Source organism: Sphingorhabdus wooponensis (genome assembly GCF_003933235.1).
Classification (GTDB): Bacteria; Pseudomonadota; Alphaproteobacteria; order Sphingomonadales; family Sphingomonadaceae; genus Sphingorhabdus_B; species Sphingorhabdus_B wooponensis.
Map to the genome: position 1 here is coordinate 332,948 of NZ_RWJI01000001.1, position 19,800 is coordinate 352,747.

The following is a 19,800-nucleotide window of genomic DNA, read 5'->3' on the forward strand; positions in this document are numbered from 1 at the left end:
AGCGATGGACCTTCAAAATTTCGACATTGACCAATTTCTGCGGGAATATTGGCAGAAAAAACCACTGCTGATCCGCAATGCGTTTCGGGACTGGCAAAACCCGTTGGAGCCTGATGAGTTGGCGGGGCTGGCGTGCGAAGAGGAAATTGAATCGCGGCTGATTTGCCAAACCGAATCTGGTTGGGAGATGGAGCAGGGGCCGCTGGCCGAAGAACGGCTTTCTGGCCTTCATGAAAGCCATTGGACGTTGCTGGTGCAAGCGGTCGACCATCATGTGCCCGCCGTTGCCGACTTGATCGCGCCGTTTCGTTTCATCCCCAATTGGCGCATTGACGATGTGATGGTCAGCCTTGCCGCCGACCAAGGCGGGGTGGGGCCGCATTTCGACCAATATGATGTTTTCCTCATCCAAGGGCTTGGCCGCCGCCGTTGGCAGATTGGCGGGCACTGCGACGCCGATACCTTGTTGCTGCCGCATGAAGATTTGAAGCTGCTGGCCGAATTTGAGGCGACCGAGGAATGGGTGCTGGAACCCGGCGATATGCTTTATGTCCCGCCGGGCATCGCGCATAATGGCGTTGCGGTCGGTTCGGATTGCATGACCTATTCGGTTGGTTTCCGCGCACCATCGCGCGCCGACCTTTTGGGGCATTATGTTGACGATGTTCTCGACGGCATTCCAGATGATGAACTCTATCGCGACCCGGATTTGAAGGCCCAAGCCAATGCAGGCGAGATTTTGCCCGAGGCGCTTGCAGGTTTGCAGCAGATGGTGCTGGAATCGTTGTCCGACCCCGCCCATTTTGCGCGCTGGTTCGGTACCTTCAACAGCACGCCCAAATATCCCGATATGGACTGGCGGCCCGAAGTGCCCGTTACGCCGGAGGAACTGCGCGCGGCAATCACCGCGCAACTGCCGCTTTCGCGTAATCCGGCGAGCCGTTTGGCCTTTATAGCCACAGGCGCGGACGCGCTCATGCTGTTTGCCGATGGTGTCTGTTTCGACTGCATTGGCGAGACGGCGGCGTTGGCGAAAGCTCTCTGCGCGGACGACAGACTGTCTCTCGACGTTGAGGTGGCGGGTAACGCGGCGGCCATCGATTTGCTGACCCAGCTTTCCAACAATGGCTGCATCGCCTTCGACAGCGGGGATTGATCTGCGCACGCGGTTAAGCATCTGCGCGAAGAAAGCGCGTTATGCAAATGAGGCGGACGCGCTATCGGCGGTGGCAAAAGCGACAATCACGCTGCGACATTATGCCTGCGATCGTTGCGGGCAGTTTCACCTGACCAGCCGGACCAAAAGCAAGCGCATCCCGCGGCCGGTAACGCCTTAGCCTTCGACTTCGCGCCATGTTCCCGGCGCAAGGCCATCCATCGTCCATTCGCCAATCGCGCGGCGGACGAGGCGCAAGGTCGGATGCCCGACCGCCGCCGTCATACGCCGGACTTGCCGGTTGCGGCCTTCGCGAATGGTCAGCATGATCCAGCTATCAGGTACCGACAGCCGCACGCGTATGGGCGGGTCGCGCGGCCAGAGCATGGGGTCGGCAATCCGCTCGGCTTCGCAGGGCAGGGTCAAGCCATCCTTCAACGAAACGCCGCGCCGCAATTGCACCAGCGCATCGTCGGTCACATCGCCTTCGACTTGCACCAGATAGCTTTTGGCCATTTTATATTTCGGGTCCGAAATCCGCGCCTGCAACCGGCCATCATCGGTCAGCAGCATCAACCCCTCACTATCCATATCTAGCCGCCCCGCCGGATAGACGCCGGGCACATCGACAAATTGCGACAAGGTCGGCCGCGGCGAGCCCTCCGTCCCCTTGTCGGTAAATTGCGGCAAGACGCCATAAGGTTTGTTGAACAGAATGATGCGCGACATGCAGGTGCTGTAGCGAAAGCGCGGGGGGATGGGAAGTTAAGGAAGGTCGTGAGTCACGAAGCGGGCTTTGTAGATAGTGAGACCTTAAGTTATTCCGCCATTGTCATTGTCATTGCCTTGGCGATCGCTTTCTTTCAGGTTCGAGACTATGTCTTTTAAGAACTTCAGATAAACACAAAAAACCAGCCAAGCAACGCTTGCTAGTATAGGGTCTGGAATCTGAGCCCATGCCCCTTCGGGAACACTACCCCGCTTGCTCACAAAGGATAAGGCGTCACCAAAGCCTGCTGAATAGCCTATGGCTCCAGTCAGGGCTGCAAAACCCATCGCATATAGAAGTTCATCTGCGAAGGCATAGACCTTCGGGTGTTGATAAGCTAAAAATGTAATGCCTGTGACAGTGGCTATCGCCAAACCCACTAAAAAATCGTGCACTTAAGGCGCCCTCCAAACAATTAGAAGAGAATGTCACCTATCTGGAAATAGTCGAGTCATTCCGGAACTACTTCCGATAAGTTTACAAATTAAAATAACCAAATAGGCTAAAAAAATATTGACATCGTAACCATAAAAGGTTAGTTTATGTCATAGTCGAAAATTGCGAGTCGCGCTGTGACCCGCTTTCATCATCACCTTTGGGGTCGAAGAGCAATCTTCGGCCCTTTTTCTTTGCGCTCAGGAGGGCTTTTATGGCCATCAATAAAACAGCCGTGCCGGATGCGCGGTTGAATATGAAAATCCGTAGCCTTTTTCTGGACCATTTGGCGCAGACCGCCAATGTGTCCGCGTCTGCACTGGCGGCAGGTGTAAAGAGCAGTGCGGTCTATGCCGAGCGGCGGCGGACGCCGGCGTTTCGCGATGCTTGGGCGCTGGCTTTGGCAGAGGGCTATGCCCGGTTGGAGACAGAATTGCTGGCCGAAGCGTTGCAGTCCGCGAGCGGGCGGACCGCCGATGGCACGTTAAAGGCGCGCGCGCAAAAGCATAGGCTGGCGATTGCATTGCTCAACGCGCATCGTGCATCGGTGAAGGGTGGCGCACCTGTCGCGGCTGCCAAGCCTGCAGTACCGGATTTGGCGACATTAAAGGCGCAATTGGTCCTGAAGCTGACGCACATGCGGCAACGCGCCGAAGACAATGCCGCGGCGCGGCCCGAACCCGAAACGGAACCCGAAATTGAGGGCGCACCACATGCCGACGCTTAATGCGCAGGCGTTGCTGGCGCTACCTTATGAACAGATGGTTGAAGTCATCCGCCGCTGGACCCGGAAAAACATGGCCGACACGCAAAGCTGGAATTTTTGGGCGCGCGATGATCAGGCGGAGCCACCGGAAGATTGGCGCATATGGCTGGTGATGGCGGGGCGCGGCTATGGCAAGACGCGCATGGGGGCGGAATGGGTAAGCGCCATGGCCGCGCAACATCCCGGTGCGCGGTTTGCGCTTGTCGGCGCGACCTTGAATGAGGCGCGTCAGGTGATGGTGGAGGGCGAAAGCGGCCTGCTATCTCTGCCCTTTGGCGAACGGCCCGCTTTTGAACCCAGCCTGCGCCGCCTGACATGGGCCAATCAGGCAACGGCGACGTTATTTTCGGGCGCAGAACCCGAAAGCCTGCGCGGGCCGCAGCATGACTTTGCCTGGGCCGATGAAATTGCAAAATGGCCAAGCGGGATCGCCGCGTGGGACAATCTCATGCTTGGGCTTCGCCTTGGGGAGAGGCCGCGCGCAATGGCGACAACAACGCCGCGTCCGGTGCCTTTGGTCCGGCGGCTCAACACGGAAAAAGGGGTCGTGGTCACGCACGGACGGACAATGGATAACAATATGCATTTGCCGCCGGACTTCATTGCCTCGGTCCGCGCAATATATGCCGGCACGCGGCTGGGGCGGCAGGAATTGGATGGCGAGCTTATCGCCGATGCCGCCGGTGCGCTGTGGTCGAGGGACTTGCTGGAACGGCAACGCGCCGCGTGCGCGCCCGAACTCAAACGCGTGGTCATAGGCGTGGACCCGCCGGTGTCGGAAAAGGGCGACGCGTGCGGCATCGTCGCGGTCGGGCTGGGCGTGGATAAAAACGCCTATGTGCTGGCGGATCATAGCATCTCTGGCGCATCGCCCGAACGCTGGGCCCGCGCGGTGGCGGCGGCGGCCGACGCGTGGCAGGCGGACCGTGTGGTGGCCGAGGATAATCAGGGCGGCAATATGGTCGAAACCGTGTTGCGCGCGGCGGACATTGCGATGCCCATAAAGCGGGCGCATGCGAGCAAAAACAAATCCGTCCGCGCCGAGCCTATCGCGACACTATACGAAGCTGGGCGCGTCTTTCATGTCCGTGTTTTTCAAGAGTTGGAGGACCAGATGTGCGGCCTGATCGTAGGCGGCGGCTATGAAGGTCCGGGCCGCTCCCCCGACCGCGCCGATGCGTTGGTATGGGCCTTAAACGAATTGATGCTGGGCAAATCAGATCGCGAGCCGCGCGTGCGGTTGTTGTAAGCAAAAGGACAAAACACATGAATATCTTCGGTTGGAAATCAGCCGGGCGTGGGTATCTGCGTCCGGCCAAAACGCGTGTGCAGCAAGATCGTCTGCCGGGCCTGCGCGGCTATGCTTTGGGAAGCCTCGGCGAATGGCCCCGGCATTATGAAGCGCAGATGCGCGAAGGCTATTTGTCCAACGCGATTGCGCAACGCGCCGTTCGGTTAATTGCCGAAGGTTTGGCGTCCGCGCCGCTGACCGCGAGCGATGCCCGCGTGCTGGAGTTGGTGCGCGCTACGTCGGCGGGGCAAGCGTTGATGGAGACGGTGGCGACGCATTTGTTGCTGCACGGCAATGCTTATATCGAGATATTGTCCGGCAATGACGGGCGTCCCGCCGAGCTGTTCGCCCTGCGGCCCGAACGCATGACGATAGAGGCCGACACGCGCGGCTGGCCCGTGGCATTTGTGTATAAGGCTGGCGAGATTGCGAGCCGTTTGCCCGCCGATCATGTGATCCACATCCGGTCGATCCACCCGCTCGATGACCATTATGGCTTGGGCTGTTTGGGCGCGGCGTCGGGCGCGGTGGCGACGCATAATGCGGCGACGAAGTGGAACAAGGCGCTGCTTGATAATGCCGCGCGGCCATCAGGCGCTTTGGTCTATGACATGGGCGATAGCGGGACGTTGAACGGCGAACAATATGCGCGGTTGAAGGAGGAGCTTGCCGTCAGTTTTCAAGGCGCGGGCAATGCCGGACGGCCGATGTTGCTGGAGGGCGGCCTGAAATGGCAGGCCATGGCTTTGACCCCGGCGGAGATGGATTTTGCCGGACTGAAGGAAGCGGCGGCGCGCGAAATCTCGCTCGCTTTTGGCGTGCCACCGGTGCTGCTTGGTCTGCCGGGTGATGCGACCTATGCCAATTATCGCGAGGCAAACCGCGCCTTGTGGAACCAAAGCATCATCCCGCTCGCGCGCAAGATTTTGGACGCGCTCGCGCAAGGGCTGCGGCCCTATTTTGACGGATTGACACTGGACTTGGATTTGGATGCGGTCCCTGCGCTGGCCGAAGACCGCGAGCGGTTGTGGGCGCAAGTGGGCGCAGCGGATTTCCTAACCATCGCGGAGAAACGCGCAGCGGTCGGCCTTGGGGACGTGGATGAGGGCGCTATATCGAACGAAACAGGTGCAATCGAATTCAAGTTCAATCCGTGGCATGACACCGAAAACGGCCAGTTCACGTTTAAGGGACAAGGGCAGAGATTTTCTGGCGGCGGCGGAAGTTTCGGCGGTGGCGGTGCTTCGGGTAAGTGGAGTAAGCCCAAGGCACCAAAGCCAAAGAATGATGGCGGCGGTTTCCGAGGCGGGCAATCGGGCGGCGATGGAGCGAGTCGAAGTTGGGATGGGGCCAAACCGACCACGCCACCGACAAAACCGCTCTCCAAACCATTAGCAAAGCCAATAGAAACCCAGCCGGAAATCGTCAGAACCACTGTTCCGAAAGTTCTGGAAACACCTGTCGAGCGACCGTTGCCTTCAACGCGGAAAATTTCTGCAGGCGGCTATGATTTTGAGGCGGATGAGCAGGATCGGACGGTCCGGGCGTCTGGTCAGTTACGTTTACAGCCCGATCAGCCACGATCTCGCTCCGCGCAGACCAACGCAGGAAAACCCAATCGCGAACCAAAAGATCATGGCGGCCACTTCATTGCCCGCGAATTCGCCGGACCGGAGATCAGCTATAACCATTTTGCCCAGAATGCACGTTTCAATCTCAGCGAATACCGAGCCATTGAAAACAAATGGAAAAAGGCTTTGAAAGCTGGTAAGCGTGTGACTGTTGACATTAGAGCCGCTTACACCGGAAATTCGCGGCGACCAGATTGGATATTCGTGTTTTCAAATATTGGCGGCATTGATGAAATCGACCGCATGCCCAATAAAAAATAGGAGGAAAATCATGGCAACCGAAGAAATGGGCAAATTGCTGAATCAAATTGGGCAGCTTGTCGCCAAAACGCTTGGCAAAGTTCCCGATGATGTCTTTGTTTTTATCCGGGCTGCCGACCAGTTGAGCGGCGGGGCAATTTTTGAAAATCTGCCTGAACAAGTCATCTATCATGACTTCGGACATGACGTTCATGACACGATATTGGAATTATGGGACGCTGCGCCGGCTGACAAGAAATGGTCGATGCTGCTGTACGATATCAAGGACGGCCGTTTCGACGCCAAGTTCTTGTATACCGAGGACCTCAAGGATGACTGGGATTCGCTGGACTATCGGCAGGATGCTCTTCGCGCACGTTATGGCGACAAGCCTGTCATTTACCCCAAGAGGGACGGAAAATTCCGTATTCTGACGTTGGACGATTTTCCCAACGAAGATGAGAATCCCGCAGCCTAACTGGCGCCGCATTTCCAGCGCGTGTAATTCCACGTTTACCCAACGACAAATAGGAGGAAAATCGTGGCAACCGAAGAAATGGGTAAATTGCTGAATCAAATTGGTCAGCTTGTCGCCAAAACGCTTGGCAAAGTTCCCGATGATGTTTTCGTCTTCATCCAAGCTGCTGACCAAATGAGCGGTGGGGCAATTTTTGAAAATCTGCCTGAACAAGTCATCTATCATGATTTCGGACATGACGTTCATGACACGATATTGGAATTATGGGACGCTGCGCCGGCTGACAAGAAATGGTCAATGCTGCTGTACGATATCAAGGACGGCCGTTTCGATGTCGAGTTCATATACACAGATGATCTCGAGGATGAATGGGACTCGCTGGACTATCGGCAGGACGCTCTTCGTGCACGCTATGGCGACAAGCCCGTGATCTACCCGCCGATGTATGATGGCGATTGGCATGAAATAACCGAAAACGACCTGTCGGGTGACGCAAATCCCGCGACCTAACGGTCGTCGCATTTCCAAAAGACACAATGACCGCCGTTTGCCGTCTGCGCTACGCATGACGCTGCGCAGATCGCGCGCCCCGTAACGGCGGATACAGCCTGTTTGGGGCCGCTTTTTACATAGGAAACATCAATGGTTGATAAAGAACTGCAAGGTCTGCTGGAGCAGGCCTCCGAAACCGGTGCGCGTCGTGCGCTGGCCCAGTTGGGGCTGGATGATGCCAGCGCCGCCAAGGATATGGGCGAATTGCGCGAGCTTTTGTCCGCATGGCGTGACGCCAAACGCTCGGCGCGTAAGGCGGCGATTGGCTGGGTCGTGCGCATGGTGCTGGCGTTGTTGTTGATTGGCATTGCGTTCAGATTGGGCCTGCCCGGATTGGTCAGCCAATGAGGTTGGCGGGCTATGCCGCGATATTCGATGCACCGGACAAGGGCGGCGATATTGTCCGCAAGGGGGCATTTGCACGCGCGGCAAAGGCAGGACTGCCGTTGCTGTGGCAACATGACCAACGCCGCCGCATCGGCTTTGTCGAAAGCTTGAGCGAGGATGCACGCGGCCTGCGTGTGATAGCGCAGCTCGATGACGACAGCGCCGTTGTGCTGGCGGGTAGCGGCCTGTCCTTTGGCTATCGCGTGCGCGCAATGCAGCAACAGGAATATCGCGAGCTCACTGATCTCGACCTGATCGAAGTCAGCGTTGTCGCAACCCCCATGCAACCGCTCGCCCGCGTGCTGGCGGTGGAGGCGGGCGACCCAAGTTCCCCAGACATTAAAGATTTTACGCAAGGAGAATGACATGGATTATGAAACCAAAGCAGACAATTTGGACGCCGTTTTTGATGGGGCGGTGCCAGCGGTGGCCGTGTCTCGGCCCGTTTTGTCAGGGGGCAAAGTGACTGACCCGGCGCGGTCGGCCTTTGTCGATGGCTATTTGCGGCGCGGGTCGGAGGTCGAGTTGAAAAGCTTCACCGGCGTAACCCCTGCCGATGGCGGCTTTGCCGTGCCGCGCGAAATTGATGAAGTCATCGACAGCGTTTTGAAATCAATCTCCCCCATTCGGGCGATTTCGAGCGTGGTGCGCGTCGGGTCGGCTGGCTATCGCAAGCTCGTTACACAAAGTGGCGTGACATCGGGTTGGACCGCAGAAACCGCGACGCGTCCGGAAACGGGAACGCCGACATTCAACGAAATCGTGCCCAGCTTTGGCGATTTATACGCCAATCCGGCAGCGACACAGGCGATGCTGGATGATGCGGCATTTGATGTGGAAGCCTGGCTGGCGGATGAAATTGCGACCGAATTTGCGAAGGCCGAAGGCGCGGCGTTCATCACCGGCAATGGCACCAACCGTCCGCGCGGATTTCTAACAGCGCCGGTGGCGGCAACACATGATGCAACGCGGCCCTTTGGCACGTTGCAATATGTGCCAACGGGCGTGGCGGGCGGCTTTGCAGCGACCAATCCGCAAGATAAATTGGTGGAGCTGGTGCATGCGGTGCGTGCGCCATATCGGCAGGGGGCGAGCTGGGTGATGAATGCATCGACCTTGTCGATCATTCGCCGGTTTAAGACGAGCGATGGCGCGTTCATCTGGCAACCGGGCCTTACCGCCGGACAGCCGGATACGTTAATGGGCTATCCCGTCATTGAGGCCGAGGACATGCCCGACATTGCGGCGAACAGCCTGTCGATTGCCTTTGGTAACTTCAAGGCGGGTTATTTGATTGCGGAGCGGAGCGAGACCAATATCTTGCGCGATCCTTATTCGAACAAGCCTTATGTCCATTTCTACGCCACGAAGCGGATTGGCGGCGCGCTGATCAATTCGGCGGCGATTAAGTTGATGCGCTTTTCACTCACCTAAAAATTTCGGCCTCCGCCCGCTGCGTTGGTGGGTGGAGGCATTTTGGTTAAAATTCACCATATAATTTGCCATTATGGCTAAAAATAGCGCTGCTACCGTGCCGCGCGTCCCCTCCCCCCTATTTCAAAGGAACATCAGATGTTGAGCCTTGATCCGCTCGGCCTCGACAGCGCCATGCTGGCTGAGGTGCGGGCTTATGTGCGTGTCGATGCAGGTGTTGATGACAATATGATCGCCGCCTGCGCAGTCGCCGCCATTGAACATGCCGAGCAGTTCACACGGCAGATCCTCATTCGACGTGGCGCAAATGATATAGTCACCACAGGGTCAGGCTGGCAGATTTTGCAGGCGATGCCCGTGCAATCCGTCGTCAGCGTGACGGGCATTCCAGCAGAGGGCGCACGTTTCGCGATGGCTGCGTCCGCGTGGGAGACAAAGATTAGCTCACGCGGAGAGGCGTATTTTCGGGTGCTACAGCCCGGTATCGCCGGGCGTGCGGAGGTATCGCTTATCGCGGGCCTATCGGCGAATTGGGCGAGCTTGCCGGAATCGCTGAGGCTCGGTTTGCTGCGGCTGGCGTCCTATTTTTACAACAACCGCGATGCGGGGGATGACGCGGGGCCACCTGCCGCTGCATTGGCATTGTTGCTGCCATTTCGCCGGATGCAATTGGCATGAGCGGGGAATTCGCCGGCACGTTGCGCGAACGTGTCGTAATCGAAACGCGGCTAAGCACACGCGACAGCCGCGCAGGGGCGGTGGGAAATTATCGCTATGACGGGGAGGCCTGGGCCGCCGTGTCGCCCTTAATGCCCGCTGATTTGACGCGGGCCGATGCGCTGTCTGCATTGCCGCGTTGGCGCGTGACATTGCGCAAACGCGAAGGGCTTGGCCTAAGCACAAGGCTGACTTGGCGGGGGAAGTATCTGGCGGTGCGTGGCGCGCATAATGACCCGCAGACGCCCGCGCAGATGCAGCTGACCTGCGAAGAAGTGCGATGAATACCGAACGCTTGATGGCCAAGGCGGAGTCCTTGGGCGCGGCGCGCGTGCAGCAGGTCAGCGACCGATTGATAGCGGCGGACCTACCGCAAGGCGTGCGCGCTGAACGCAGTGAAGACGGCGTGACTTTGGTGGCCAAAAACCTGCGCCGCCGGATGCTGGACGACGCGATATTACGGAGTTTCGGACGATGAGCGATGCAGTGCAAGCCGTGCAAGCAGCCGCCGTGGCGGCGCTTTCGGCGCACCCGGTGTTGGCCGCGCAACTGAGCGGTATTTATGATGGTCCGCCACCGCGCGCCGCCTTTCCTTATCTCGCTGTCACCGACGGGCTGGTGAGCGATTGGAGCACCAAAACGCAGCAGGGACGGGAAGTCCGGCTGGCGTTTACCATCTGGGATGATGGCGAGGCCGCGACGAGGCTGGCCGACCTGATGGGCCATGTCGACGACGCCTTAAGGGCGATCCCACGCGATGTGCCGGGCTGGCGGATCGCGAGCTTGGTCTTCCTGCGGTCCTTCGTCGTGCGCGATCCGGCAGGGCCATGGGCGGGTCTGGTCGAACACCGCGTCCGGTTGCTGGCGGTCTAACCAAAGCAATTTTTCTCCGCCGATGCGCGGGCATTCTTGAAAGGATAAGGGCATATGCCAGTAGAAAGAGGAAGCGCCTTCCTGTTGAAGGTTGGCGATGGTGCAGCGACGCCCGTGTACGCAACGGTCGCTGGCCTACGCACTACGCAATTGTCGATCAATGGCGATCCAGTGGTCATCACCCATAAGGGTAGCGGCGCGTGGCGCGAATTGCTGTCGGGCGCAGGTGTGCGGTCGGTGTCCGTATCCGGAGCAGGCGTCTTTACCGGCTCATCGGCGGAAACGCGGATTAAAAACAACGCCCTTTCGGGGCAGTTGGACGATTATGAACTAAGCTTTGAAGGTGGAGAGCGGTTGCGTGGAAAATTCCTGGTCGCGCGGTTGGATTATGCCGGCGACTTCAATGGTGAGCGGTCCTACACGTTGGCGTTGGAAAGCAGCGGACAGGTAACGTCCTTATGATGCGGTCCGCCAATAAGGCGCGCGGTGAGGCGTCGTTAACGCTGGAAAGCGGGACGGTGGTGCTGCGCCCCAGCTTTGCCGCCTTGGTCGCGGCGGAGGAGGAATTGGGGCCGTTATTTGCATTGGTCGAACGCGCTGCGGCAGGCAATTTGAAGCTATCCGAAATGGTCGCTTTGTTCTGGCATTGCCGCCATGACGCGGATGCCAAAATGACGCGTGACAGCTTCAGCGAGAGCGTTGCCAAGGCGGGGCTTTCGGTGATGACGCCCGCGCTGAAAATCCTCCTTGGTCAGATATTGAGCGGGCAATGACCTTTGCCGATGTCGCGGCCCAATTGGCGGCGCGCACGGCCCTGATTTTAGGGTGGCGGCCAGATGATTTCTGGAACGCCACACCTGCAGAATTGCTGGGCATATTGCAGGCGATGGCAGGCGAAGGGGACGCGCCGCCCAACGCGGACGCCGTGCACCAACTGATGATGCGGTTTCCAGATAGCCCAAGCGGAGAGACATGATGGATGAAGAAATTGACAGGCTGGTCGTGTCGGTGCGCGCCGACACGCGGGCCTTTGCGCAAGACGTTGCCGCAATGCGTGCGGAACTCGATGGGCCATTTGCCGATGGGTTGGAACGCGCTGGGTCCGCGCTGGAACGCGGGCTGATGAGCGCCATTCAGCGCGGCAAATTCGGCTTTGACGATTTGCGCCGCGTGGCGTTGTCGGCATTATCCGAGATTGCGGCGGCGGCCATTCGTTCGGGCTTAAATGGCGGCGGTGGCGACGGCGCTGGAAACCTGCTTGGCACATTGGGGAGTTTGCTGGGCACGGCATTGGGCGCGCCGGGCCGCGCGACGGGTGGGCCAGTGTCCCCGGGCAAGGCCTATCGCATCGGCGAACGCGGGCCTGAATTATTTGTGCCGACGAGCAGCGGGAGGGTTGAAGCGTCGCCAGCGTCGGGCGCGACCACGCATGTGCGGATGACGATTAACGTGTCGGATGCGCGCGACACGGCGCCCGCGGCGCTTGAGCGATCATCACGCCATGTCGCGCGGGCCGTCCGCCAAGCTTTGGCGCGGGATTGAACCATGGCTTATTGGCTATGCGACAAACGTCGGCAGCAAAAATCATCACCAGTTATGCGTTTTGATCCGCGCTTTTGGACGGTGAACTTCCCCCGCCCGATGATGGCCTCGGTCGTCACGACGGGCCCGGAATCCTTACGCGCCGAGGCGGTGTTTTATCGCGGCAATGATCTGGCAGGCCTGATCTGGGACAGCGTCGATGCATGGGATCATCCCTTGCTAAGCTATGAAACCAACCGCGATTACCGCCGACTGACCGTTAGTTTTCGCTGGCGGTCTGAAGGCATCATGCCTCTGGATGCCGTGAATGGCCCGACGCTGACCATATCCGGCCGTGACGCCAATGGCGCGGACAAAAACTGGTATGTGCGGCTGTGGAACTATGCCGTTGGCACGCCGCAGGACGCCGAGATTGTCCTTGATTTTAGCGATCTGTCTGGCGGGTTTTTATTGCCGCAAGAAAGCGATCCTGTGTTTGCAGGCGATATTGACCGCATGTTCATTTCGCTCGTCCCGCCAAACTATACGGGCCAACCGAACAGCTTGAGCGCCCCAGCACAAGGCTGGGTTGAACTGTCGGAAATTCGCTGTGATGGGGCGGGTGTCATGCTCGATACGGGGGATGTGATGCTCCCCGAGCATGACCTGAAAATGGCGACGGGCTATGATGATGCCTATAACCAGACGCCCGCGCGACTAATCAGGCAAATTCACGCTTTGGGTTATCGCGGGACGATCAACCATTATGTCGGTATGAGCCATTATTTTCGGTTAGAGCCGCTGGGCAATGCGCATTATGTGAGCTTGAATGGCGGAGCGTTAAATGCACCTTGCATCGCCTGGCACCGCAGCTTTGCCGCGCAAGCCAAAGCGCTTGGGTATGATCTGATATTCTCGTTAAGCTATGAATTGTTTGACGCGCATAGCTGGAATGATTGGAAGCAGCGTGCGGCCAATGGCGACCCGGCGTTAACGGGTTGGGAGCCGCCCTCGACGCTTTTGTCGCCCGCGCATACAGGCGCGATGAACTACCTGAAGGCCGTTGCACGGGCCTTTGTCGCGATATTGAGAGACGCCGGATTGCCGGTGAAGTTTCAGATTGGCGAGCCATGGTGGTGGATCATGCCTGATGGGCGGATGTGCCTTTATGATGCGGCGACGACAGCAGCCTTTGGCGCGCTATCGGTCAGCATCCCGAGCATAAAGGGCCCCAAGACGGCGGCGCAAAAGGCGATGCTGGATAGGGCCGGACAATTGCTCGCCGCGTCCACAGCATCGATCTGCGATGCTGCGCGGGCGGAAGCCGGGAGCGCAGGCGCGCAGACTTTGTTATTGGTGTATTTGCCCACGGTGCTCGACGCCGAAGCGCCTGAGGCGATGCGCGCGAATGTGCCCTTGGGCTGGGCCAAGCCCGCGTTCGATGTTTTGCAACTGGAAGATTATGACTGGGTCATCACGGGTAATCATGGGGCTACGCGGCGTGCAGTGCCCTTGATGGCGACGCGTTTGGGCTATCCGATTGCCGAGCAACATTATTTCACCGGCTTCGTCCTTAAGCCCGAAGACAAAGCGCAATGGAGCGAAATTGCCTTTGCTGCCGCGCAAAGCCGCGCGCGCGAGACGGCACAAACCTATGTCTGGGCGCTGCCACAGGTCGCGCGAGATGGTTTTACCTATTTTGAAATTCGGCAAGAGGAGGATGCGGTGCAGGAATTTGATGATGTGCTTTTTCCGCTGCAAATCGGACGCGAAGCAGAGATGACGGCCGCATTTTCAACCAATATTGTTACCACCTTGTCGGGCCATGAACGCCGCAACAGCAGTTGGAGCAATGCGCGGCTCAGTTATGATGTTGGTCCGGGCGTCAGGTCCGAAGCCGAGCTGGGGCAATTGGTGTCTTTCTTTCGTGCGCGACGGGGGCCGGCAGTCGGATTTCGCTTCACGGATCCGTTCGATAATAGCTCAAACGGGATGACGGGAAATCCCAATAGGACGGACCAAAGCCTTGGGCTGGGCGACGGAGTACGCACATTGTTTCCCTTGCTGAAAACCTACGGCCTCGACGGCCAAGTCCGGCGGATTACCCGTCCGGTTGCGGCTTCGGTTCAGGTTGCAGTGAATGGCGTGCTAGCCACGGGCTGGTCGCTCGCAGCAGGCGGGATCATTAGCTTTGTCATTGCACCGCCAGCGGACGCAGTTGTGACCGCTGGCTATCGTTTTGACGTTCCGGTGCGCTTTGCCTCTGACCAAATGGATATGGCGCGGGCGACCTTCGGGGCGGGCGATATGCCGCATATTCCCTTGGTCGAAATTCGGGAAGCCATGTGATGGACGCGTGGATGGAAGGGCCATTGACCAGCATTGCCTATGGCTGGCGGCTGGAGCGAACCGATGGGGTGACTTTGGGATTCACGTCGCATGATGCCGATGTGGCGCATAACGGCCTATTATTGCGCGCAAGCCCCGGAATGCAGCCCACAACGATTTTGCAAAGCGTGGGACTGGACAAGGACGGGTTGGACGTGTCGGGCGCGCTGACATCGGATGATATCCGCGCCGATGATCTTGCGGCGGGCCGCTGGGACGGTGCGTATCTGGAGATATTCCTTTTTGACTGGGCCGACCCAACAAGCGGCAAGCGCACACTGGCCGCTGGAGAATTGGGGGCGGTGTCCTTCACCGATGATGCGTTCGAGGCCGAGCTTATCGGTGTGCAAGCGCGGTTGGAAAAAGCGGTGGCGCCGCAAACATCACCGTCCTGCCGTGCACAATTTTGCGACGCGGCCTGTGCCCTGAACAGTGCACGTTTCCGGCATTTGGCCATAATAGCCAGCAGCGATGATAACGAGATTTCGATCACTGCGCCTTTGGGCATAGCTGACGGGTATTTGGCTTATGGCACATTGCGTTGGCTTTCCGGCCCCAATTGCGGAGCGACGGCAAAAATAGCAGGCCATATAGGCAGGGTAATTCATCTATATAACGCCCCGTTTCACGTCGCAAAAGCGGGCGATTGCATCGCGTTGATGGAGGGGTGTGACAAGGTCATGGCCACCTGCGCTGGGCGGTTTGGCAATGGCGCAAACTTTCGCGGTGAACCTTATTTGCCCGGAAACGACCTCCTTACCCGTTACCCCGGTGGCAATTAGGATACAGCCGCCGTACACCGCGCCCCAAACCCACATAGCCGAATGTGCGATGACATGTGTTGGTGCACCGTTCCGACTGCATGGACGTTCGCCCGAAACTGGGCTGGATTGCGTGGGCGTGGTTGCGGCCTGTCTTTTTGCTGCGGGCCATCGTTTTGAAGCTCCAACCGGTTATCACCTGCGCGGTGATTTTGAAGTGCGCGCGCAGGCCTTTTTTGCGGACTCACGATTTCAGAATGTAGGTGACGGATCGTGGCGCGCTGGCGACATTATGCTGCTTCGGCCCGGGGCGCGGCAAATCCATTTGGCGGTATTGACGCAATTTGGCGCCGTCCATGCCCATATCGGCTTGGCTCGCGTCGTCCTTACGCCCCTTCCCATGCCTTATGACAAAATTGCCCAATGGCGCTTTCAAGGAGACTGACATGGCAACGCTTGTTTTGACCGCCGTGGGTTCCGCGATTGGTGGGCCACTTGGCGGCGCGATTGGGGGCGCAATTGGCAGGCAGATTGATGCGGAAATATTCGCGCCGCCTGCGCAGCAGGGCAGCCGCCTGAAAGAACTGGCGGTTCAGACATCAAGCTATGGCACCCAGATCCCCGCTATATTTGGCGTTATGCGGGTGGCGGGCACCGTAATCTGGTCCACAGATTTGATCGAAGAGCGCACGAAAAGTGGTGGCGGCAAGGGCCGACCTTCAACGGTGAATTACAGCTACCGCGTCAGCCTTGCCGTCGCCCTATCGAGCCGGCCAATCGCGCGGGTTGGTCGTATATGGGCGGATGGTAACCTGATCCGTGGTGCACAAGGCGACTTTAAAATTGATGCCCAGATGCGTGTGCATGACGGTCACGACAATCAACAACTTGATCCGTTATTGGCCTCGGCAGAAGCGCAGGGGCAATGCCCTGCGCATCGTGGCATTGCGTATGTTGTTTTCGAAGATTTTGCGCTCGCCGATTTTGGCAACCGCATACCGTCGCTCACCTTTGAGATTTTCGAACGTGATGGATCACTGGCTTTATCCGATTTGCTGCCAAAGATTTCGAAGGGCGAAATTGTCGGCAAAAGCACTATCGACATTGGCGGTTTTGCCGTTGCCGGCGCGAGTGTGCGCGAGGCCCTGGCGCCGCTTTTGGAGATATGTCCTTTGGAGCTTGTCGTTTGCGACAGCACGCTTGTTGTGCGCGACCTAGGCGTGCCGCAAGACTATCTCCATAACATCGACATTGCAGTTGAAGAAAATGGGCAGGTGTTGGAAAAACCCCAGAATGTCCTGCCAGCGGCGGCCAAAATTCCTGCCCATGTTTCCTTGCGTTATTATGATGCGGAGCGGGATTATCAGGCCGGTATTCAGCAAAGCCATAATGACGCAGGTGGCCGGGGAGAGATGCGATTGGAATTGCCTGCGGTGCTTAGCGCTGCCGCTGCAAAGGCCATCGTTGAAGCCAAGGATAGCGATCTTCGCTATGCGCGCCATTTCTGGTCCGGGGCCGCCGCAGCATCGGGCCGCTCTTACCAGCCCGGCGATCATTTCCGGACATCTGATAACCAGAAATGGCAAATTTCAGAAGCTGAAGTCGGCTTTGGAACTACGCACATCAAGGCAAAGGTACTGCCTCGGGCTATAGTAAAGGGCGCCTTGGCTAGCTCAGCGGGGCGGCATGTGCCATCCGCGGATCAGCCCATTGGTCAGACGCGGATTATCGCCATTGATATGCCTTTGGCTCCGGGGAGCGATCCGCATAAGCCAGCCTTGGCATTATTTGCAGCGGGCACAAAAGCGGGTTGGAAGCGGGCCGCGATTTCGCTTTCAGTCGATAATCAATGGAGCGACATCGGAACCACTGCTCTGCCTGCGGTGATGGGCAATACGCAAAATGCAATAGGACCGCATTCCCCGTTTTTGCTGGATGAGGCCAGCGTCTTGGATATCGAATTGCTGCACGCTGCGATGCATATGACGACGCGGGACGCATCGCCCTTGGCCGTCGATGCCCCGATATTCTGGATTGATGGAGAATTTGTGCGCGTTGGGCGCATCGCCGCTTTAGGGGGCAAGCGTTACCGGCTTTCGCGGCTCAGCCGGGGTGTCGCCGCGTCAGAAATGCATGCCCCTGCGCATGCCGCTGGTGCGCAAATTGTGCACATGGATGCATCTTCTGCGCACATAATATCTGAGAATTTATATCAGATGGGGCAAAGGGTAGCGCTGGATGTTCAGGGCCTTGGGGATGTCGAACCTGTAACGACTTCCGTTTTTGCGGCGGGACTGGCGATTACGCCTCTACCGCCGGTTCATGGCCGTGCGCAAAATGATGGCAGCGGGAATTTTGATCTCCACTGGAAACGTCGTTCGCGGCTTGATCTGGGATGGGTTGATGGCGTTGATCAAGCACAAGCAGAGGATCAGGAAAGCTACCGCGTTGGGCTTTATTGGGATGACGGCATCTTACGCGAATGGACGCTAACCGAAAATCGCCTGCGCATTTCGGCAAGCGAAATGGCCGCTTCAGGGACACCGCAAAACAGTTTGGTCACCGTTAAAGTGCAGCAAATAGGACGTTTTGCACTGTCTGGACCGCTAACCTTCGATCTGCGTTGATGCGTAAGCTCGGCGCAATTCATCTTACAAGGAGGATTTATGTCAGCATTAGAAACAGGACGTCATCGCCTGCCGCTTTTGGCTGTGTCGCAGGCGCAGAAAGAAATTACGCATAATGAAGCGCTCGTGTTGATCGATGCGCTTCTTCATATGGCTGTTGAAGCTGTCCAGCCGACTGCACCTGCCGTAACCGACAATGATATTGGAAAATCTTGGGTCATACATGGAGCGCCAACCGGGGTATGGGCGAATAAAGCGGGGCAGATTGCATGCTGGGTTGGCGGCAGTTGGCGTTTTGTTGAACCCCATGAAGGGATGCGGATTTGGAACAAATCCACACGGCGTCAGAGCCTGTTTATTTCGGGCCAATGGACGCTTGCGCCGGCGATACCTAGCCCAATCGGAGGCACTACAGTGGACAGCGAAGCGCGCGCTGCACTGGCAGCGATTTTACAATATTTCCGGTTGATAGGCATATTTGCAACATGAACCGGAAACGTCAGAAAACCTGACAAATATTATGATAAATCTGCAAAAATGGCGACATTTTGGCAACAGTATAGAGACATAGCGACTTGCATCAACGGAACAGAATTGGTAGACACGCGTTCTCGAATTTCTGTTCCTAATATATATAAGGGGAAAGTTGATGCGTAAGATAGCCATAAGTTTGGCGCTCGCTTCTACTACTCTGGCGTCACCGGCTTTGGCCCGCGACAACCAGTGGTATGTGGGAGTTGATGGCGGTGCCATGATAGTAGAAGACCTAAGCCTGAAGATATCCGGGAAAGCTAATGCTGCTTCAACGGATACAAAAAAGGCTTTTGATATTGGCGGTATTGTCGGTTATGATTTTGGTGGTTTCCGTCTTGAATCAGAAGTCTCGTACCGTAATGCCGATGTGTCGGGCTTCAAAAGCCAAGCACCACAACTCCCAATCAATTCGACTTCTACGTTGGCCCCAGGTGGCTCCTACAAAGTGGGTGGTAATACAACTGCTCTGAGCTTCATGGTCAACGGTTTGTTGGATTTCGGTGACGATGACGGTATACAGGGCTTTGTTGGCGCTGGTGTCGGTGTCGCACGCGTTGATTTACAAGCTGTTTATGCACCGCCTCCCCTCCTTGACGACTCCGACACTGGTTTCGCATGGCAGACACTTGCTGGTGTACGCGCGCCTTTGAACGACAGCTGGGATGTTGGTCTGAAGTATCGTTACTTTAACGCGGACAAGGTTGGTCTGGTTGATCGTCTTGGTCGTGCTGTAGAGACGCGCTTCCGTTCGCACAGCTTAATGGGTAGCTTGGTCTATAATTTCGGCGGCGAACCTGCGCCTGTTGAAGTTGCACCACCACCACCGCCACCACCCTATGTGGCTCCACCAGCTCCACCACCACCACCACCGCCGCCACCTGCGCCGGTTTGCAACACGGGTCCTTATATCGTGTTTTTCGATTGGGATAATTCGAACCTGCGTCCAGACGCGGCTTCGGTTCTCGATAATGCCGTTGCACAATATGCAAACTGTGGCAGCGCGAAGGTCATGCTTGCAGGTCACGCCGATAAATCGGGTACTGCAAAGTATAACGTTGGTCTCTCAGAGCGTCGTAACGGTACCGTTCGTGCGTATCTTGAGTCCAAGGGCGTATCGGCTGGTGCGATTGCTACCGAAGCATTCGGTGAAACTGCACCATTGGTACAAACTGCAGATGGTGAGCGTGAACCGCAAAACCGTCGCGTGGAAGTTACCTACGGTCCAGGTTCAGGAATGTAA

At 57.5% G+C, this 19,800-nt stretch carries 25 protein-coding genes and 1 pseudogene; 24 read left to right on the forward strand and 2 right to left on the reverse strand.

The window, feature by feature from the left end; translation table 11 throughout:
- The first annotated feature begins 4 nt into the window (after positions 1 to 4).
- Positions 5 to 1,156: a cupin domain-containing protein gene (locus tag D7D48_RS01800; RefSeq protein ID WP_125229669.1), complete on the forward strand. Its 1,152-nt coding sequence runs from the start codon at positions 5 to 7 to the stop codon at positions 1,154 to 1,156.
- A gap of 177 nt (positions 1,157 to 1,333) precedes the next feature.
- On the opposite strand, the gene D7D48_RS01810 is transcribed toward D7D48_RS01800, so the two are convergent.
- Both D7D48_RS01810 and D7D48_RS01815 read right to left on the reverse strand, forming a co-directional pair.
- Positions 1,334 to 1,885 carry a pseudouridine synthase gene (locus tag D7D48_RS01810; RefSeq protein WP_125229671.1) on the reverse strand — a complete coding sequence of 184 codons (552 nt, stop codon included), beginning with the start codon at positions 1,883 to 1,885 and terminating at the stop codon, positions 1,334 to 1,336.
- 84 nt (positions 1,886 to 1,969) lie between these two features.
- Positions 1,970 to 2,320 (reverse strand): hypothetical protein, encoded by a 351-nt coding sequence (locus tag D7D48_RS01815; protein WP_125229672.1) that lies wholly within the window; start codon positions 2,318 to 2,320, stop codon positions 1,970 to 1,972.
- A gap of 254 nt (positions 2,321 to 2,574) precedes the next feature.
- Between D7D48_RS01815 and D7D48_RS01820 the strand changes: the two genes are divergently transcribed.
- From D7D48_RS01820 to D7D48_RS01925, 23 genes and pseudogenes are all read left to right on the forward strand, one after another.
- Entirely contained in the window at positions 2,575 to 3,087 is a 513-nt protein-coding gene (locus tag D7D48_RS01820) for a hypothetical protein (protein WP_125229673.1), read from the forward strand.
- A gap of 34 nt (positions 3,088 to 3,121) precedes the next feature.
- The gene (locus tag D7D48_RS01825; protein WP_245964391.1) at positions 3,122 to 4,375 is read left to right on the forward strand and encodes a DNA-packaging protein; all 1,254 of its coding nucleotides are present in this window, start codon (positions 3,122 to 3,124) and stop codon (positions 4,373 to 4,375) included.
- Between the two features lie 17 nt (positions 4,376 to 4,392).
- Positions 4,393 to 5,511: pseudogene (locus D7D48_RS10575) on the forward strand (phage portal protein); the annotation flags it as partial.
- Positions 5,512 to 5,514: 3 nt separating this feature from the next.
- Complete coding sequence (locus tag D7D48_RS10580) at positions 5,515 to 6,309, forward strand: DNA/RNA non-specific endonuclease (RefSeq protein ID WP_245964392.1); 795 nt, start codon at positions 5,515 to 5,517, stop codon at positions 6,307 to 6,309.
- A 10-nt stretch (positions 6,310 to 6,319) separates the two neighbouring features.
- Positions 6,320 to 6,766 carry a hypothetical protein gene (locus tag D7D48_RS01835; protein WP_125229676.1) on the forward strand — a complete coding sequence of 149 codons (447 nt, stop codon included), beginning with the start codon at positions 6,320 to 6,322 and terminating at the stop codon, positions 6,764 to 6,766.
- Between the two features lie 63 nt (positions 6,767 to 6,829).
- Positions 6,830 to 7,276 (forward strand): hypothetical protein, encoded by a 447-nt coding sequence (locus D7D48_RS01840; RefSeq protein ID WP_125229677.1) that lies wholly within the window; start codon positions 6,830 to 6,832, stop codon positions 7,274 to 7,276.
- A 132-nt stretch (positions 7,277 to 7,408) separates the two neighbouring features.
- Positions 7,409 to 7,666: a DUF6127 family protein gene (locus D7D48_RS01845; RefSeq protein WP_125229678.1), complete on the forward strand. Its 258-nt coding sequence runs from the start codon at positions 7,409 to 7,411 to the stop codon at positions 7,664 to 7,666.
- The gene (locus D7D48_RS01850) at positions 7,663 to 8,070 is read left to right on the forward strand and encodes an HK97 family phage prohead protease (RefSeq protein ID WP_125229679.1); all 408 of its coding nucleotides are present in this window, start codon (positions 7,663 to 7,665) and stop codon (positions 8,068 to 8,070) included. The genes D7D48_RS01845 and D7D48_RS01850 overlap by 4 nt, the downstream gene beginning before the upstream one ends.
- 1 nt (position 8,071) lies before the next feature.
- Entirely contained in the window at positions 8,072 to 9,139 is a 1,068-nt protein-coding gene (locus D7D48_RS01855) for a phage major capsid protein (RefSeq protein ID WP_125229680.1), read from the forward strand.
- 138 nt (positions 9,140 to 9,277) lie between these two features.
- On the forward strand, positions 9,278 to 9,817 hold the full coding sequence (locus D7D48_RS01860) for a head-tail connector protein (RefSeq protein ID WP_125229681.1): 540 nt from the start codon (positions 9,278 to 9,280) through the stop codon (positions 9,815 to 9,817).
- Positions 9,814 to 10,140 carry a head-tail adaptor protein gene (locus D7D48_RS01865; RefSeq protein ID WP_125229682.1) on the forward strand — a complete coding sequence of 109 codons (327 nt, stop codon included), beginning with the start codon at positions 9,814 to 9,816 and terminating at the stop codon, positions 10,138 to 10,140. Before D7D48_RS01860 ends, D7D48_RS01865 begins: the two co-directional genes overlap by 4 nt.
- On the forward strand, positions 10,137 to 10,334 hold the full coding sequence (locus D7D48_RS01870) for a hypothetical protein (RefSeq protein ID WP_125229683.1): 198 nt from the start codon (positions 10,137 to 10,139) through the stop codon (positions 10,332 to 10,334). Before D7D48_RS01865 ends, D7D48_RS01870 begins: the two co-directional genes overlap by 4 nt.
- Complete coding sequence (locus D7D48_RS01875; RefSeq protein ID WP_125229684.1) at positions 10,331 to 10,729, forward strand: DUF3168 domain-containing protein; 399 nt, start codon at positions 10,331 to 10,333, stop codon at positions 10,727 to 10,729. The genes D7D48_RS01870 and D7D48_RS01875 overlap by 4 nt, the downstream gene beginning before the upstream one ends.
- Positions 10,730 to 10,783: 54 nt before the next feature.
- Positions 10,784 to 11,191, forward strand: a complete 408-nt coding sequence (locus D7D48_RS01880; RefSeq protein WP_125229685.1) for a phage tail tube protein — start codon at positions 10,784 to 10,786, stop codon at positions 11,189 to 11,191.
- Entirely contained in the window at positions 11,188 to 11,502 is a 315-nt protein-coding gene (locus D7D48_RS01885; protein WP_125229686.1) for a gene transfer agent family protein, read from the forward strand. The genes D7D48_RS01880 and D7D48_RS01885 overlap by 4 nt, the downstream gene beginning before the upstream one ends.
- The gene (locus D7D48_RS01890; RefSeq protein WP_125229687.1) at positions 11,499 to 11,705 is read left to right on the forward strand and encodes a phage tail assembly chaperone; all 207 of its coding nucleotides are present in this window, start codon (positions 11,499 to 11,501) and stop codon (positions 11,703 to 11,705) included. The genes D7D48_RS01885 and D7D48_RS01890 overlap by 4 nt, the downstream gene beginning before the upstream one ends.
- Positions 11,705 to 12,271, forward strand: a complete 567-nt coding sequence (locus D7D48_RS01895; protein WP_125230835.1) for a tail tape measure protein — start codon at positions 11,705 to 11,707, stop codon at positions 12,269 to 12,271. The genes D7D48_RS01890 and D7D48_RS01895 overlap by 1 nt, the downstream gene beginning before the upstream one ends.
- A gap of 3 nt (positions 12,272 to 12,274) precedes the next feature.
- Positions 12,275 to 14,599: a DUF2460 domain-containing protein gene (locus D7D48_RS01900; protein WP_125229688.1), complete on the forward strand. Its 2,325-nt coding sequence runs from the start codon at positions 12,275 to 12,277 to the stop codon at positions 14,597 to 14,599.
- Complete coding sequence (locus tag D7D48_RS01905; RefSeq protein WP_125229689.1) at positions 14,599 to 15,420, forward strand: DUF2163 domain-containing protein; 822 nt, start codon at positions 14,599 to 14,601, stop codon at positions 15,418 to 15,420. Before D7D48_RS01900 ends, D7D48_RS01905 begins: the two co-directional genes overlap by 1 nt.
- Before the next feature lie 49 nt (positions 15,421 to 15,469).
- Positions 15,470 to 15,844 (forward strand): peptidoglycan endopeptidase, encoded by a 375-nt coding sequence (locus D7D48_RS01910; RefSeq protein ID WP_125230836.1) that lies wholly within the window; start codon positions 15,470 to 15,472, stop codon positions 15,842 to 15,844.
- A gap of 1 nt (position 15,845) precedes the next feature.
- Entirely contained in the window at positions 15,846 to 18,026 is a 2,181-nt protein-coding gene (locus D7D48_RS01915; RefSeq protein WP_185739753.1) for a phage tail protein, read from the forward strand.
- A gap of 39 nt (positions 18,027 to 18,065) precedes the next feature.
- Positions 18,066 to 18,515, forward strand: coding sequence for a DUF2793 domain-containing protein (locus D7D48_RS01920; protein ID WP_125229691.1), 450 nt, complete (start codon positions 18,066 to 18,068; stop codon positions 18,513 to 18,515).
- A gap of 160 nt (positions 18,516 to 18,675) precedes the next feature.
- Entirely contained in the window at positions 18,676 to 19,800 is a 1,125-nt protein-coding gene (locus D7D48_RS01925; RefSeq protein WP_125229692.1) for an OmpA family protein, read from the forward strand.

What these genes read in the sequence shown, in the direction of transcription:
- D7D48_RS01800 (WP_125229669.1), top strand. Translation starts at nt 5, where the DNA reads ATGGACCTTCAAAATTTCGACATTGACCAATTTCTGCGGGAATATTGG.
- D7D48_RS01810 (WP_125229671.1), bottom strand. Translation starts at nt 1,885, where the DNA reads ATGTCGCGCATCATTCTGTTCAACAAACCTTATGGCGTCTTGCCGCAA.
- D7D48_RS01820 (WP_125229673.1), top strand. Translation starts at nt 2,575, where the DNA reads ATGGCCATCAATAAAACAGCCGTGCCGGATGCGCGGTTGAATATGAAA.
- D7D48_RS01825 (WP_245964391.1), top strand. Translation starts at nt 3,122, where the DNA reads ATGGTTGAAGTCATCCGCCGCTGGACCCGGAAAAACATGGCCGACACG.
- D7D48_RS01835 (WP_125229676.1), top strand. Translation starts at nt 6,320, where the DNA reads ATGGCAACCGAAGAAATGGGCAAATTGCTGAATCAAATTGGGCAGCTT.
- D7D48_RS01845 (WP_125229678.1), top strand. Translation starts at nt 7,409, where the DNA reads ATGGTTGATAAAGAACTGCAAGGTCTGCTGGAGCAGGCCTCCGAAACC.
- D7D48_RS01850 (WP_125229679.1), top strand. Translation starts at nt 7,663, where the DNA reads ATGAGGTTGGCGGGCTATGCCGCGATATTCGATGCACCGGACAAGGGC.
- D7D48_RS01855 (WP_125229680.1), top strand. Translation starts at nt 8,072, where the DNA reads ATGGATTATGAAACCAAAGCAGACAATTTGGACGCCGTTTTTGATGGG.
- D7D48_RS01860 (WP_125229681.1), top strand. Translation starts at nt 9,278, where the DNA reads ATGTTGAGCCTTGATCCGCTCGGCCTCGACAGCGCCATGCTGGCTGAG.
- D7D48_RS01865 (WP_125229682.1), top strand. Translation starts at nt 9,814, where the DNA reads ATGAGCGGGGAATTCGCCGGCACGTTGCGCGAACGTGTCGTAATCGAA.
- D7D48_RS01870 (WP_125229683.1), top strand. Translation starts at nt 10,137, where the DNA reads ATGAATACCGAACGCTTGATGGCCAAGGCGGAGTCCTTGGGCGCGGCG.
- D7D48_RS01875 (WP_125229684.1), top strand. Translation starts at nt 10,331, where the DNA reads ATGAGCGATGCAGTGCAAGCCGTGCAAGCAGCCGCCGTGGCGGCGCTT.
- D7D48_RS01880 (WP_125229685.1), top strand. Translation starts at nt 10,784, where the DNA reads ATGCCAGTAGAAAGAGGAAGCGCCTTCCTGTTGAAGGTTGGCGATGGT.
- D7D48_RS01885 (WP_125229686.1), top strand. Translation starts at nt 11,188, where the DNA reads ATGATGCGGTCCGCCAATAAGGCGCGCGGTGAGGCGTCGTTAACGCTG.
- D7D48_RS01890 (WP_125229687.1), top strand. Translation starts at nt 11,499, where the DNA reads ATGACCTTTGCCGATGTCGCGGCCCAATTGGCGGCGCGCACGGCCCTG.
- D7D48_RS01895 (WP_125230835.1), top strand. Translation starts at nt 11,705, where the DNA reads ATGGATGAAGAAATTGACAGGCTGGTCGTGTCGGTGCGCGCCGACACG.
- D7D48_RS01900 (WP_125229688.1), top strand. Translation starts at nt 12,275, where the DNA reads ATGGCTTATTGGCTATGCGACAAACGTCGGCAGCAAAAATCATCACCA.
- D7D48_RS01905 (WP_125229689.1), top strand. Translation starts at nt 14,599, where the DNA reads ATGGACGCGTGGATGGAAGGGCCATTGACCAGCATTGCCTATGGCTGG.
- D7D48_RS01910 (WP_125230836.1), top strand. Translation starts at nt 15,470, where the DNA reads ATGACATGTGTTGGTGCACCGTTCCGACTGCATGGACGTTCGCCCGAA.
- D7D48_RS01915 (WP_185739753.1), top strand. Translation starts at nt 15,846, where the DNA reads ATGGCAACGCTTGTTTTGACCGCCGTGGGTTCCGCGATTGGTGGGCCA.
- D7D48_RS01920 (WP_125229691.1), top strand. Translation starts at nt 18,066, where the DNA reads ATGTCAGCATTAGAAACAGGACGTCATCGCCTGCCGCTTTTGGCTGTG.
- D7D48_RS01925 (WP_125229692.1), top strand. Translation starts at nt 18,676, where the DNA reads ATGCGTAAGATAGCCATAAGTTTGGCGCTCGCTTCTACTACTCTGGCG.